The organism is Micromonospora haikouensis (assembly GCF_900091595.1).
In the GTDB taxonomy this organism is placed as follows: domain Bacteria; phylum Actinomycetota; class Actinomycetes; order Mycobacteriales; family Micromonosporaceae; genus Micromonospora; species Micromonospora haikouensis.
In genome coordinates this window covers 109,111-122,809 of record NZ_FMCW01000015.1, presented here as the reverse complement: position 1 = coordinate 122,809, position 13,699 = coordinate 109,111, and the positions used below count along the sequence as shown (strand labels likewise).

The 13,699-nt window shown below is 73.0% G+C and carries 15 protein-coding genes; 14 read left to right on the top strand and 1 reads right to left on the bottom strand.

What is annotated here, in order from left to right:
- Positions 1-2: 2 nt before the first annotated feature.
- The 13 genes from GA0070558_RS17130 to GA0070558_RS17070 all read left to right on the top strand — a co-directional run bounded on the left by GA0070558_RS17130 (position 3) and on the right by GA0070558_RS17070 (position 12,432).
- On the top strand, positions 3-218 hold the full coding sequence (locus GA0070558_RS17130; RefSeq protein WP_091281071.1) for a hypothetical protein: 216 nt from the start codon (positions 3-5) through the stop codon (positions 216-218).
- 125 nt (positions 219-343) lie between these two features.
- Positions 344-1,636 carry a M16 family metallopeptidase gene (locus GA0070558_RS17125; RefSeq protein WP_077938605.1) on the top strand — a complete coding sequence of 431 codons (1,293 nt, stop codon included), beginning with the start codon at positions 344-346 and terminating at the stop codon, positions 1,634-1,636.
- Positions 1,633-2,979 carry a M16 family metallopeptidase gene (locus tag GA0070558_RS17120; RefSeq protein ID WP_091281067.1) on the top strand — a complete coding sequence of 449 codons (1,347 nt, stop codon included), beginning with the start codon at positions 1,633-1,635 and terminating at the stop codon, positions 2,977-2,979. The genes GA0070558_RS17125 and GA0070558_RS17120 overlap by 4 nt, the downstream gene beginning before the upstream one ends.
- 220 nt (positions 2,980-3,199) lie before the next feature.
- Positions 3,200-4,225 (top strand): aspartate-semialdehyde dehydrogenase, encoded by a 1,026-nt coding sequence (locus GA0070558_RS17115; RefSeq protein ID WP_043966190.1) that lies wholly within the window; start codon positions 3,200-3,202, stop codon positions 4,223-4,225.
- An 86-nt stretch (positions 4,226-4,311) separates the two neighbouring features.
- On the top strand, positions 4,312-4,728 hold the full coding sequence (locus GA0070558_RS17110; RefSeq protein ID WP_091281063.1) for a CBS domain-containing protein: 417 nt from the start codon (positions 4,312-4,314) through the stop codon (positions 4,726-4,728).
- A gap of 159 nt (positions 4,729-4,887) precedes the next feature.
- Positions 4,888-5,259, top strand: coding sequence for an SCP2 sterol-binding domain-containing protein (locus tag GA0070558_RS17105; RefSeq protein WP_091281060.1), 372 nt, complete (start codon positions 4,888-4,890; stop codon positions 5,257-5,259).
- Positions 5,259-7,319, top strand: coding sequence for an amylo-alpha-1,6-glucosidase (locus GA0070558_RS17100; RefSeq protein ID WP_091281213.1), 2,061 nt, complete (start codon positions 5,259-5,261; stop codon positions 7,317-7,319). The genes GA0070558_RS17105 and GA0070558_RS17100 overlap by 1 nt, the downstream gene beginning before the upstream one ends.
- Positions 7,320-7,405: 86 nt before the next feature.
- Entirely contained in the window at positions 7,406-8,155 is a 750-nt protein-coding gene (locus GA0070558_RS17095; protein WP_091281057.1) for a lysophospholipid acyltransferase family protein, read from the top strand.
- A 57-nt stretch (positions 8,156-8,212) separates the two neighbouring features.
- Positions 8,213-9,406 carry a hypothetical protein gene (locus GA0070558_RS17090; RefSeq protein ID WP_091281055.1) on the top strand — a complete coding sequence of 398 codons (1,194 nt, stop codon included), beginning with the start codon at positions 8,213-8,215 and terminating at the stop codon, positions 9,404-9,406.
- A gap of 46 nt (positions 9,407-9,452) precedes the next feature.
- A complete protein-coding gene (locus GA0070558_RS17085; RefSeq protein ID WP_091281052.1) occupies positions 9,453-9,920 on the top strand; it encodes a GNAT family N-acetyltransferase in 468 nt (155 codons plus the stop codon).
- 175 nt (positions 9,921-10,095) lie between these two features.
- On the top strand, positions 10,096-10,824 hold the full coding sequence (locus GA0070558_RS17080; protein WP_091281049.1) for a dihydrofolate reductase family protein: 729 nt from the start codon (positions 10,096-10,098) through the stop codon (positions 10,822-10,824).
- Between the two features lie 42 nt (positions 10,825-10,866).
- Positions 10,867-11,493 (top strand): ribonuclease FAU-1 family protein, encoded by a 627-nt coding sequence (locus tag GA0070558_RS17075; protein WP_091281046.1) that lies wholly within the window; start codon positions 10,867-10,869, stop codon positions 11,491-11,493.
- Between the two features lie 99 nt (positions 11,494-11,592).
- A complete protein-coding gene (locus GA0070558_RS17070; RefSeq protein WP_091281044.1) occupies positions 11,593-12,432 on the top strand; it encodes a DUF8757 domain-containing protein in 840 nt (279 codons plus the stop codon).
- On the opposite strand, the gene GA0070558_RS17065 is transcribed toward GA0070558_RS17070, so the two are convergent.
- Positions 12,398-12,880: a DUF488 domain-containing protein gene (locus GA0070558_RS17065; protein WP_091281042.1), complete on the bottom strand. Its 483-nt coding sequence runs from the start codon at positions 12,878-12,880 to the stop codon at positions 12,398-12,400. The two genes, GA0070558_RS17070 and GA0070558_RS17065, sit on opposite strands and share 35 nt — an antisense overlap.
- A 254-nt stretch (positions 12,881-13,134) precedes the next feature.
- Here GA0070558_RS17065 and GA0070558_RS17060 point away from each other — a divergent pair, with 254 nt between their 5' ends.
- Positions 13,135-13,494 carry a hypothetical protein gene (locus GA0070558_RS17060; protein ID WP_141722231.1) on the top strand — a complete coding sequence of 120 codons (360 nt, stop codon included), beginning with the start codon at positions 13,135-13,137 and terminating at the stop codon, positions 13,492-13,494.
- Positions 13,495-13,699 lie beyond the last annotated feature (205 nt).

Here is a 13,699-nt window from a genome sequence, read left to right as displayed (position 1 = left end):
GCATGAGTCACGACCAGAGCGACACCGACCGGATCTCCTCCCGCGCCCACCTGCTGCCCGAGGAGGCGGCGGTGGGCAGCGACGACGCCTACGCGCAGGCCGAGGCGATCCTCGACGAGTCCGACCGGCGGGAGGCCGACCGCGCCGCCGCCCCCGACACGGTGCTGGAGCACCGCACCTCCGACGAGACGGTGACCGCGATCGAGCCCCCGGACTGAGAGCCCCACCCCGCCTACCCCGGGCGGCGGCCCGCGCCGCCCGGGGCGGGCGGGACCGGCCGTGCCGCGCCGCGCCGACCCACTCGCGTCACGCCTGCGACCTCGGGATCGGATAGCGTCGGGCCATGCCCGACAGCGGTTTCCCCTGGCCGATCGAAACGACCCGACTGGACAACGGCCTGCGTGTGGTGGTGAGCGAGGACCGCACCGCGCCCGCGGTCGCGGTGAACCTCTGGTACGACGTGGGCTCCCGGCACGAGCCCGACGGGCAGACCGGCTTCGCCCACCTCTTCGAGCACCTCATGTTCGAGGGCTCGGTGAACGTGGCGAAGACCGAGCACATGAAGCTCGTCCAGGGCGCCGGCGGCTCGCTGAACGCCACCACCAACCCGGACCGGACGAACTACTTCGAGACCGTCCCCGCCGAGCACCTGGAGCTGGCGCTCTGGCTGGAGGCCGACCGGATGGGCGGCCTGGTGCCGGCGCTGACCCAGGAGACCCTGGACAACCAGCGGGACGTGGTCAAGAACGAGCGCCGCCAGCGCTACGAGAACGTCCCGTACGGCGACGCGTGGCTGCGGCTGCTGCCGCTGCTCTATCCGCCCGGCCACCCCTACCACCACGCGACGATCGGGTCGATGGCCGACCTGAACGCCGCCGACCTGGCCACCTTCCAGGCGTTCCACCGCACCTACTACGCGCCGAACAACGCCGTGCTGACCGTGGTCGGCGACGCCGCCGCGACCGAGGTGTTCGCGCTGGCCGACAAGTACTTCGGGGCGATCCCGGCCCGGGAGTCGATCCCGGCCGCGCCGGACGGCCGGCACGTGCCCCGCGCCGGCGCGCCGGTCGCCGAGACCGTCACCGCCGCCGTGCCCGCGCCCCGCGTGTTCGTCGCGCACCGCACCCACCCGTTCGGCACCCCCGGGTACGACGTGCTGACCGTCCTGGCCACCGTGCTGGGCAGCGGCCGGGGCAGCCGCCTCTACCAGCGCCTCGCCGACGGCGAGCGGCTCGCCCAGCCCGACCTGGTCGGCGCGTACGGGGTGGACCTGCGGCACGCGCCGGCCCCGCTGATCGTCACCGCCACCGCCCGGGACGGGGTGACCGGGGAGCGGCTGGCCGCCGGGGTGGCCGAGGTCGTCGACGAGCTGGCCACCGTGCCGGTCACCGCCGCCGAGCTGGACCGGGCCAAGGCGCTGCTCAGCACCGCGTGGTGGCGGCAGATGTCCACCGTCGACGGCCGCGCCGACATCCTCGGCCGGTACGCCACCCAGTTCGGCGACCCGGCGAAGGCCGCCGAGCGGCTGCCCGCCTGGCTCGCGGTCACCGCCGACCAGATCGCCGAACTCGCCGCCGAGGCGCTGCGCGCCGAGGACCGGGTCACCCTGACCTACCTGCCCGAGGAGACCGCATGAGCCTGATCGCCGACCGTCCCGGGCCGGGGCTGGCCCGGCCGTACCGGTTCCCGCAGGTGGTGCGCCGCGACGTGGCCGGGGGCCGGGTCGTCGCCGCGCACCTGCCCGGGCAGAACCTGGCCGTGGCGCTGCTGCTGCTCGACGCCGGGGCCGGCCGCGAGCCGGTCGGCCGGGAGGGGCTCGGCGCGGTGCTGGCCAAGGCCCTGGAGGAGGGCACGGCGCAGCGGGACGCCACCGCGTACGCGCTCGCCATCGAGGCGCTCGGCACCGAGCTGGTGACCGGGCTCGACTGGGACTCGTTCCAGGTCAGCGTCCAGGTGCCGGTGGAGCGGCTCGGCGCCGCCGTCGAGCTGCTCGCCGAGGCCGTCCGCACGCCGAAGCTGGACCCGGACGACCTGCGGCGGGTCCGCGACGACGAGGCGACCGCCCTGCGGATGGACTGGGCCAACCCCGGCCCCCGGGCCGAGGCGGCGCTGCGGGCCGACCTGTTCGGCGCGCAGAACCGCTGGGGCCGACCCATGTACGGCGACCCGGACTCGGTGGCGGCCCTGGACCCGGAGGACCTCACCGTCTTCCACTCCGAGTGGTTCCTGCGCCCCGGCACCCTGGTCGTCGCCGGTGACCTGGACCGGCTCGACCTGGACGCGCTGGGCGCGGCGGCGTTCGCCGGCACCGGCGGCGGCCCGACCCCGGTCGAGGGCCCGGTCGACGTGCCGCTGCGCGCCGGCCGGCGGATCATCCTGGTCGACCGCCCCGGGTCGGTGCAGTCCACGCTGCGGCTGGGCCACGCCGCCCCGCACCGGGCGCACCCCGACCACGTGCCGATGGCCCTCGCCGGCACGGTGCTCGGCGGCGCGTTCACCTCCCGGCTCAACCACCTGATCCGCGAGGTGCGCGGCTACACGTACGGCATCCGGGGCGACTTCGCCTCGTCCCGCCGGTTCGGCCGGTTCGCGGTCAGCTCCGGGGTGCAGACGGCCGTGACCGCGCCGGCCCTCGTCGAGGCGGTCGGGGAGATCACCCGTACCCGGGCCGGCGGGGTGACCGAGGACGAGCTGGCGGTGGCGCGGTCGTGGCGGGCCGGGCAGCTCTCGGTCGAGCTGCAGAGCCCCCGGGCGATCGCGTCGGCGCTGACCACCCTGGTCGTGCACGACCTGCCGGACGACTACCACGCCCGGCGGCGCGAGTCCCTGCTCGCCGCCGACGTGGCCGACGTGTCGGCCGCCGCCGCGACCCACCTGCACCCGGAGTCGCTGACCCTGGTGGTCGAGGGCGACGCCGCGCTCATCCGCGACGAGCTGGCGGCCACCGGCCTCGGGGAGATCGTCGACGTCCGCCCCTGACCCGGGCGGTGTGATTCGCGTCGCGCCCCGGCCGGCGGGGCGGCCCGGCCGGGGCGGCGATGTTCCGGCCGGGGCCCGCCCACGCCCCGGAAATTCCGGCGCGGCGCGCGGTGGCGACGCCGACGTTGCGGCGCGGGGCCGTCCCCGGCCCGTCCGGCCGCCGCCCGGGCGGTGGGAAAGCGTTCCCGGCCCGGCCGTCGACCTGGGTAGCCTCGCGGGCATGAGGATCGGCATTGTGGGGGCCACCGGCCAGGTCGGTGGCGTGATGCGGCAGGTGCTGGCGGAGCGCGAGTTCCCGGCGGAGCAGGTGCGGTTGTTCGCCTCCGCCCGGTCGGCCGGGCGGACCGTGCCGTGGCGCGGCGGCGAGGTGACGATCGAGGACGCGGCCACGGCCGACTACGCGGGCCTGGACATCGTGCTCTTCTCCGCCGGCAAGGGCACCGCCCTGGAGCTGGCCCCCCGGGTCGCCGCGGCCGGCGCGGTGGTGATCGACAACTCGTCGGCGTTCCGGATGGACCCGGACGTGCCGCTGGTCGTCGCCGAGGTCAACCCGCACGCCGCCGCGCACCGCCCGAAGGGCATCATCGCCAACCCGAACTGCACCACCATGGCCGCGATGCCGGTGCTGCGCCCGCTGCACGCCGAGGCGGAGCTGGTGAGCCTCGTCGTCTCCACCTACCAGGCGGTCTCCGGTGCCGGCCTGGCCGGCGTGGCCGAGCTGGAGGAGCAGGTCCGCAAGGTCGCCGAGCAGGCCGCCGGGCTGGCGTTCGACGGCACCGCCGTGGAGTTCCCCGCCCCCCGTGTCTTCGCCCGGACCATCGCGTTCAACGTGCTCCCGCTGGCCGGCTCGATCGTCGACGACGGCTCGGCGGAGACCGACGAGGAGCAGAAGCTGCGCAACGAGAGCCGCAAGATCCTGGAGATCCCCGGGCTGAAGGTCTCCGGCACCTGCGTCCGGGTGCCCGTCTTCACCGGCCACTCGCTCCAGATCAACGCCCGGTTCGCCCGGCCGGTCACCCCGCAGCGGGCCCGCGAGCTGCTCGACGGCGCGCCCGGCGTGGCCCTGTCCGACGTGCCGACCCCGCTGCAGGCCGCCGGCCACGACCCGACGTACGTGGGCCGGATCCGCGCCGACGAGACGGTGGAGCACGGCCTGTCCCTGTTCTGCTCCAACGACAACCTGCGCAAGGGCGCCGCCCTCAACGCCGTCCAGCTCGCCGAACTCGTCGCCGCCGAGCTGCGCTGACCGCCGGCGCGCCCCTGCGGCAGGCTGCGTTACCCCGCCGGGGCGGCGGGTAGACACGGCGGTGCCGACACCGAGAGGGGAGCACCATGACAACGGTCGGAGAGTTCATGACGACCCGGTTGGTGACGATGGACGGCCACGAGACGCTCACCGCCGCCGCGCGGGAGATGCGCGACAGCGCCATCGGCGACGTGGTGGTGACCGCAGGTGACGACGTGGTCGGCATCGTCACGGACCGGGACATCGCGGTCCGGGGCGTCGCCGAGGAGATGGACCCCAACACGACCCGGCTGAACCAGATCACCAGCCGGGACGTGATCACGGTGAGCCAGTACGACGACGCCGTGGCCGCCGCCGACCTGATGCGCACGTACGCCGTGCGCCGGCTGCCGGTGATCGACGACGGCCGGCTGGTCGGCCTGGTCTCCGTGGGCGACCTCGCGGTCGAGCGGGAGCCGCAGTCGGTGCTGGCGGACATCAGCGCCGACGACCCCAACAACTGACCGTCCGCCGCGGCACGCCGGCCCCCGACCCGGGGGCCGGCGTCGCGTCGTGTGCGCGCCCGCTCCGCCTCACCCGATCCGGGTGAGGTTGACCCCGTACCGGACGGGGACCCTTTCCCGACGTCGAACGCCGCGGGTCGACGGGAGGGGAGGGGCCCGATGCCGGACGCGACCACCAGATTCTTCGAGGACCTGGACCGGCGGGGGTACGAACCGCTGCTGGTCAAGTCAACCGGAACCATCCGCTTCGACCTGCACGAGGGACCGCAGACCACCCACTGGCTGGTCGCGATCGACCGGGGCCGGATCAGCGTCAGCCAGGACGACCGGGAGGCGGACACGGTCGTCAACACCAGCCCCGTCCTCTTCGAGGACCTCGCCGCCGGCCGGGAGCACGGCATCGCCGCGATCCTGCGCGGGGACATGACGGTCAGCGGCGACGCCCGGCTGGTGGTGCAGGTGGAGCGGCTCTTCCCCGGCCCGCCGACCAGCCAGGGCCCGCAGCGGCTGTTCCAGAGGGAGGCGTGCTGATGACGGAGGGCAACACGATCCGGATCCTCGACGGCAGCACCTTCGTCGTCTCCGAGGACACCGGCGACATCGAAGCGACGCCGAGCGAGCCCACCGGCATGTTCTCCCTCGACACCCGGTTCCTGTCCCGCTGGGTGCTGACCGTCAACGGCGAGCGGCTCAACGCCCTGTCCTACGACGACCTCCAGTACTACGAGGCGCGGTTCTTCCTGGTGCCGGGGATGGCCACCCACTACATCGACGCGAAGCTGTCGATCATCCGCGAGCGGATGGTCGGCGGCAGCTTCCGGGAGCAGGTCACCATCCTCAACCACGACGAGAAGCCCGTCGACCTCCAGGTCCGGATGGACGCCGGCTCCGACTTCGCCGACCTGTTCCAGGTCAAGGACGAGATCGTCAACAAGAAGGGCGAGCTGTACGCCGAGGCCGAGGCCGACCGGCTGCGCCTGGGCTACCGCCGGGGCAACTTCCGGCGGGAGACGGTCATCTCCTGCTCGCGGACGGCCGCGTACGACCGCAACGGCTTCTCGTTCAGCGTCCACCTCGAACCGAACGAGCAGTGGAGCACCGACATCGACGTGCAGACCTTCGCCCTCGGGCCGGGCGGGCGGGACCTGCGGATGGGCGTGCGGGCGCACGGCAACGAGCGGCTGGCCCTGCAGCAGGACCTCCAGGAGTGGATCGCCGCCGCGCCGAAGGTCAACAGCGAGTGCGAGCACCTGGCCCGCACGTACCAGCGGAGCCTCGTCGACCTCGCCGCGCTGCGCTTCTCGCCCCTGTCGCTCGGCGGCAGCACCCTGCCCGCCGCCGGCCTGCCCTGGTTCATGACGATGTTCGGCCGGGACAGCATCCTGACCTGCCTCCAGGTGCTGCCGTTCGCCCCAGGGCTGTCCAAGACGACGCTGCGCATCCTCGCCTCGTTGCAGGGCACCCGGTTCGACGACTTCCGCGACGAGGACCCCGGGCGCATCCTGCACGAGATGCGGTACGGCGAGACGGCCGCGTTCGAGGAGCAGCCCCACTCGCCGTACTACGGCTCGGTCGACGCGACGCCGCTGTTCGTGGTGCTGCTCGACGAGTACGAGCGGTGGAGCGGCGACGAGTCGCTGGTGCGGGAGCTGGAGCAGGAGTGCCGGGCCGCGCTGAAATGGATCGACGACTACGCCGACCTGGTCGGCAACGGCTACGTCTGGTACGAGCGGCGCAACACCGACACCGGCCTGGAGAACCAGTGCTGGAAGGACTCCTGGGACTCGATCTCGTACCGCGACGGCACCCTGCTGCCCTTCCCCCGCGCCACCTGCGAGGTGCAGGGGTACGCGTACGACGCGAAGATGCGGGCCGCCCGGATGGCGCGCGAGTTCTGGGGCGACCCCGCGTACGCCGACCGGCTGGAGCGGGAGGCCGCGCAGCTCAAGGAGCGGTTCAACCGGGACTGGTGGGTCGACGACGGCCAGTTCTACGCGCTCGCCCTCGACCCCGACGGCCGCCGGGCCGACGTGCTCAGCTCCAACATCGGCCACCTGCTGTGGAGCGGCATCGTCGACCACGAGCGGGCCGAACGGATCGCCGAGCACCTGGTCGGGCCGAGGCTGTTCTCCGGCTGGGGGGTGCGGACGCTCGCCGAGGGGGAGGTCCGCTACAACCCCATCGGCTACCACAACGGCACGATCTGGCCGTTCGACAACTCGTTCATCGCGTGGGGGCTGCGCCGGTACGGCTTCGCCGAGGAGGCCGCCGTCATCGCCAACGGGATCCTCGACGCGGCCCGCTACTTCGACGGGCGGCTGCCGGAGGCGTTCGGCGGCTACCAGCGGGAGCTGACCAAGTTCCCGGTGGAGTATCCGACCGCGTGCAGCCCGCAGGCCTGGTCGACGGGCGCGCCGATGCTGCTGCTGCGCACCATGCTCGGCATCGAACCGCACGAGGGGCACCTGTCGGTGGAGCCGTGCCTGCCCATCGGCATGGGCCGGATCGAGGTGCTGGACATCCCGGGCCGGTGGGGCAAGGTCGACGCGTTCGCCCGGGGCCGGCTGGACCTGCACGACCTGGCCGACTGACGGGTCGCCCCGGGGGTGGCGGCACGCCGTGGGAGGGTACGTCCGGCCCTGGCGTGCCCCCACCCCCAGCAGGGTAAAGTCGCCGGATGCCGGAACTCGTGTATCCGCCCGTGATCGCCGCCGCCAAGACGATGTTCCGGGTCCTCGACCTGCGCCTGACCGTGGAGGGCAGCCACCACGTGCCGCGCACCGGCGGCGCGGTGCTGGCCAGCAACCACGTCAGCTACCTGGACTTCATCTTCTGCGGCTACGGCGCGCACGAGTCCGGCCGGCTGGTGCGGTTCATGGCCAAGCACGAGGTGTTCGCGCACAAGGTCTCCGGCCCGCTGATGCGCGGCATGAAGCACATCCCGGTGAACCGGCGGGCCGGCGCCGGCTCCTACAGCACGGCCGTGGACGCGCTGCGCCGCGGCGAGGCGGTGGGCGTCTTCCCCGAGGCCACCATCAGCCGCTCGTTCACCGTGAAGGACCTCAAGAACGGGGCGGCCCGGATGGCGCAGGAGGCCGCCGTGCCGCTGCTGCCGGTCGCGCTGTGGGGCACCCAGCGGCTCTGGACGAAGGGCCGCCCGAGGACGCTGACCCGCCGGCACACCCCGATCACCATCCTGGTCGGCGAGCCGATCGACCCGGCCGACCACGCCGACGCGAACGCGCTGAGCGCCGAGCTGAAGACCCGGCTGACCGCCCTCGTCGACCGGGCCCAGCGGGCGTACCCGGACACCCCGGCCGGGCCGGACGACAGCTGGTGGCAGCCGGCCCACCTCGGCGGCACCGCGCCGACACCGGAGGAGGCCCTCGCGCTCGACCGGGGCGGCCGGCGCACCCCCGCCGCCTGACCGCCGCCGCCCGGCGTCGCCGGGCGCGGGATGCGCGGCTGGTCTAGCCTCGCGATCATGTGGAACCTCAAGGGCGGCCGGGGCCGGTCCGTCGACCTGGTGGCGCAGGCCCGCGCGGACGCGGAACGGCGGGACGTCCGCCCGCAGGCCGACGCCGCGCCGCGGGCCCAGCGTGCTGCCGCGCCGGCGGCCGCCCGTCCCGCCCGCGCCGGGGCGCTGATCGGCGTGCTGCTCGTGCTCGGCCTGGTCGCCTTCCCCATCGTGTCGGTCATGATCGGCCCCGCCACTCGGGAGCGGATCGAGGGGTACGCGTGCGCGGTCACCGGCTGCACCGGGCCCGGCATGGCCACGGCGGGCTGGCTGCTGATCACCGTGCCGTTCGTCTACGTGGTGACCGCCGTCGCGCTCTGGTCCCGGCTGCCCGGCCGGGCCCGCCCGGTGGTGGTCGTGGTGGCCGCGCCCCTGGTGCTGGGCGCGTACCTCTTCATCCCCAGCCGGCGTCGCGACCTCGACGACCTCCTCGACGGCCCCGCCCAGTACGCGACGGCCACCGGCATCACCTGGGCCTGGGCGGGCCTCGCGCTCGCCCTGCTCGCCCTCCTCGTCGTCGCGGTGCTCGCCGACATCAGGAAGACGGTGCCCGCCGAGAGCCGGGGAACGGTGTCCGCCGAGCGTAGGAAGACGCCCCTGCCGCCCGTCTGGGCGCCGCTGGTCGCGGCCGGGGCGTGCCTGGCCATGCTCGGGGTGGCCCTGGGCCGGGCCGACCCCGTGCCGGTCACCGCCGAGCTGGCGTTCCCCGAGCGCACGTTCACCGCCGCGGGGGACACGCTCACCCGCACGTCCGCCGACGACCAGCGGGGCTGCGCCGGGGTGCTGGACGACGACGATCGGCTGGCGGGCTGCGTGCGTACCGTGCGGGGAAGCTGGACCACCGACGACAGCGACGCCGTCGTGCGCCTCGCGGCGGTGCTGTTCCCGACCGAGGCCGTGGCCCGCGAGCGGCGGGGCCCGCTGCGCTCCGGCACCGCGCAGGCCGGGCTCGACGGCGAGACGGTCGACGTGGTGTCGACGTCGGGCAACTGGGTGCTGTTCGTCAGCGTCGGCCACGCCGACGGGCGGGCGATCGCCCGCAGCGACCGGGGCCACCTGATGTGGGCGGCCAGCCAGGTCGTCTACCGGTTCATCGGCTACCAGGTCGGGCTGCTGGTGGCGCCCACGCCGAAGGACGGCATCGGCCCCCGCACGCCCTGACCGAATCCGGTGGGGCAGCGGCGGGGTGGCCGGCTATGGTGCCCCGATGCCCACACCACGCCTGGAGAAGATCACACCGGCCAATCTCGACGCCGCCTGCGAGCTGCGGCTCCGCCCCGACCAGGAACACCTGGTGGAGCCGGTCGCCCGGTCGCTGGCCGAGGCGTACGTCTGGCCGGGCATCGCCTGGCCCCGGCTCGTCTACGACGGCGGCGACCTCGTCGGCTTCCTGATGGGCTTCTTCCGCATCCCGTGGAGCGAGGACACCCCGACCGACCTGCGTTCCGGGCTGTGGCGGCTGAACATCGCCGCGGACCGGCAGGGGCGCGGCTACGGGCGGTTCGCCGTGCGGGCCGTGGCCGAGGAGGCGCGGCGGCGCGGCGAGCGCAGCATCTTCACCACCTGGGAGCCGGGGCAGGACGGGCCGGAGGGGTTCTACCTGCGGCTCGGGTTCCGCCCGACGGGGGAGCGCAGCGGCGGCCAGACCGTCGGCGAGCTTCCCCTGGTGGTGTGACGGTCGTCACGCTGCCCTCCTGTCGGTGTTCCCCGGCCGGCTCCGACCGTTGCCTGAGGGACGCCGGAACCGGTGTCCACAGGGACGCCCGAACCGGTGTCCACAGGGGTGCCCGAACCGGTGTCCACAGGGGTGCCGGAACCGGTGCCCGCCCGACGGAGAGGAACACCGCGAGATGACGAAGGTGACCGCGCAGCTGTCCGTGTCGCTGGACGGGTGCTACGCCGGCCCCCGGCACACCGGCGACGGCGACTGGATGGACTCGGCCGAGAGCGCCGGCTTCTTCCGGGTCACCCGGTGGGTGACCAACGCGATGGTGTGGCGCGAACGCCAGGGCTTCGCCGGCGGCGAGCAGGACGCCAACTCCGACATCGTCGCGGAGTCCTTCGGCGCGGCCGGCGCGTACGTGATGGGGCGGCGGATGGCCGACGGCGGCGAGATCCCGTGGGGCGACGAGCCGCCGTTCCGCGCGCCCGTCTTCGTCGTCACCCACCGCCCCCGCGAGACCCTGGTGCGCGGTGGCGGCACGAGCTTCACGTACGTCACCGACGGCGTGGCCAGCGCCGTCGCTCAGGCCCGCGCGGCGGCCGGCGGCCGGGACGTCGCCGTGGCCGGCGGCGGCAGCCTCGTCCGGCAGGTGCTCAGGGCCGGCCTGCTCGACGCGCTGGAACTGCACATCGTGCCGGTCGTGCTCGGCGGCGGGCTGCGGCTGTTCGACGCCGGCCCCGGCCTGGGCCCCGACGCCGGCCTCGACCTGGGGGAGAAGGAGGCCATCGAGCTGACCCCGACCCGGGTCGTCGCCACGCCGGAGGTCACCCACATCCGGTACGCGGTGCGCGGTCGCGCCCCTCTCGTGCTCGACGACCGGGGCAGCGGCGGCGGCCCGACGAGGACCGCCGAGTAGCAGTAGGGCGGCCTGGGGTAGGGGCTCGTTACAGTTCGCACCATGTCCTTTACGCCGGGCCAGACCCTGCTTCGCCGGCACGTGCGGGCCGACACCGTCACCGTGGTCCACCCCATGCGGGTGGTGAGCGACGACGACGCGGGGTTGCTGCTCTGGAAGCCGGCCGGCAGGGAGTACGCCAACCTGGTCGACGCCGACGGAAAGACGCAGCATGAACTGCCCATCGACCGGATGCGCCGACCCCGGCTCGTCCGCCAGGCATGGCGTCGGCACGACATCCTGGTGCTGATGCTGCCCCAGGCGTCGTACTCCGTCTGGTGGTTCTTCGCGGAGGGCGGCTTCGTCGGGTGGTACGTCAACCTGGAAACGCCGTACGTCCGTCACGTCGGCGGCGTCGACACCACCGATCTGCTGCTCGATGTCGTGATCGATCCGCAGCGCAACTGGCGATGGAAGGACGAGGACGAGCTGGCCGCGCGGGTAGGGCATCCACTGTATCCGGATGCGGATACGGCGGATGCCGTCCGCCGCGAGGGCAAGCGCCTGATCAGGCTGGCCGAGGACCGCGCTTATCCGTTCGACGGGACCCATGTCGACTTCCGTCCGGATCCGTCCTGGCCCGACCCCGATCTGCCTGCCGGATGGAGCGAGGTTCTGGCAGACGGGTAGCGGACGCGGGGCGGCCCTATGCGCATCGTCGATGGCATGAGAACCTGAATGTTCTTGTGACCGTACGGCTACTTACGGCTATCTTGGCTGGAGGCGCGCGTGGCCCAGATGTCGCTCTTCGGTCCCGGCGAAGCTGGGCCCGATCCGAAGCCTGCCGACGACCGCATGGTTCGGCTTCAACTCCTGATCACCGTGAAGGCCGCCCCGAATCCCTCTGAGAAGTATGGAGAAACCGTCTGCGTGGCGGGGCTGCGGACGGACGTGTTGAGGCCGACCTGGGTGCGCCTCTATCCGATCAACTTCCGGCACCTCGACAGCGACGAGGCGTTCAAGAAGTACGACATCGTCACTGTCGATGCCAAGCCGGCGCGGCAGGACCAGCGGCGCGAGAGCTGGAAGCCGATCATGGACCGGATCCGGAAGAAACGCCATCTCGACGGCTGGAAGTCGCGGCAGCCGTTGCTCGACCCGGCAGTCGAGGACTCGATGTGCCGGCTCAACCGTGAGGCGCAGGAGCGTTCCGACGCGCAATCGTTGGCTCTGGTGCGTCCCAAGGAAGTTGGTGCCCTCAAGGTCGTGCCACATCCTGGTTGGACCGCTGAGGAGCAACGCAAGATCGAGGCGTACGCGAACCAGCCGGATCTTTTCAGCGGCCGAAGCAAGTCTCCGTTGCAAGCGCCCCGCTTCAAGGCCGCCTACCACTACCGCTGTCACGAATCCGGGTGCAACGGGCACAGGCAGCACGTCATCGATTGGGAGCTGGTCGCGCTACAGCGCCGATTCGACGGCTACTCCGATGCTGCGCTTCGGGAGGCACTGGAGGCCAAGTTCCTGGGGGAGATGTGTGCGCCGAACCGCGCCGTCGCCTTCTATGTCGGCAACCAGGCCAAGCGCGTCCACGTCTTCAGCGTGCTGGGAGTGTACTGGCCGAAACGATAGGCGGCAGCCGGCCTTCGAGGGCCTGCATCAGGACCCGGCGGTGGCAGCGGCTCTCGTCCGCCTCGAAGCAGAGCAGGGCTACCAGTTCGCGCTGCGCCACCTCGGCGAGCGCGTCGAGCGCTGCCAACGACTCGGCGCGGCGCAGCCTGGAGGCGTACACCGCACGTGCCGACTCCAACTCCTGCGCGCTGCCCCCGAAGCCGGGGCGGTTCTCCTTCGGGTTGCCCAGCTCGCGGTGGTGATCGTAGGCGATCCCCTGCGCGGCGAGCGCCTGGCTCAAGGCCGTCTTGCTGAAGCCGCGCTTCCGCGAGATCGGCGTCATGCGGACGTCTACCAGGCGGGCGACCCCCAGGCCCGAGAGTTCACGGACGAACTCGTCGATGGACCGACCTTCGTAGCCGATACCCAGGATGCCGGTGCGGCTACTCGTAGCTAAGGCGGCGCTCATTGGAACACTCTTTCATGCGTTGCCTGCCTGGCCTACCGACACCCGGAACCGTTCCTGGTCGTGCGGTCCGCCCGAACGGGCGTGACTTGGCGCGCTCACCGCTGCGACGACGCGTCGCGTCCATGCCTTGGAGATCTTGGAAGCTGGTTGCCCCTCCAAGGGCCGAATTCTTCCAAGATCTCTTGGTCTCCGCTCACTCGTCGGGCGTGCGTGGCGGGCGGGTCTAGGCTCGTGGCGTGTCGGGGCGGCGGGACGTGATCGATCTGGACGAGGGCGGCCGCGAGCCGGCGGAGGTGGGCGGCATCGCTGCCGACCGCCACCCGAGCGGGCTGCGGAGGAACGTGCGACTCGTCGCCGCCCTTCTGGCCGGCGTCGTGCTGGGCGGTGTCGGAATCGACGAGCTGCGGGACGCGCGGGAGGAGCGGCAGCGCACTGCGTCGGTCTCACTCGTGGCGTTCCCCGCCTCGGGTGGTGGCGGCTCTTCCGACGGCGCGGGTGTTCTCCAGATGGGCGGGTTGCTGGCAGTGGTCAACGCCGGCCCCGCGCCGATCACGCTTCGTGCGGTGACCGGGCGGGGGCCGGGTGCGGAAGTGCCCTGCGAACACCTCCGTTGACCGGCCGCCGCCGGCATTTCTTTCGCGGTGGGGTGGTCGGCGTGGTCGTGGCGGCGAGGACGGCCGTGGCGGCGGCGAGGGCGGCCAGGGCCCGCGCGAGCCGGCCGATCTTCCTGTGCGTGGTCGTTGGCATTTCCTGCTTCCGTCTCGGAAGAATCGTTGCCCGACGATGAGCGTCAATGTCTGTAGTATGCCCGGAGTGTCT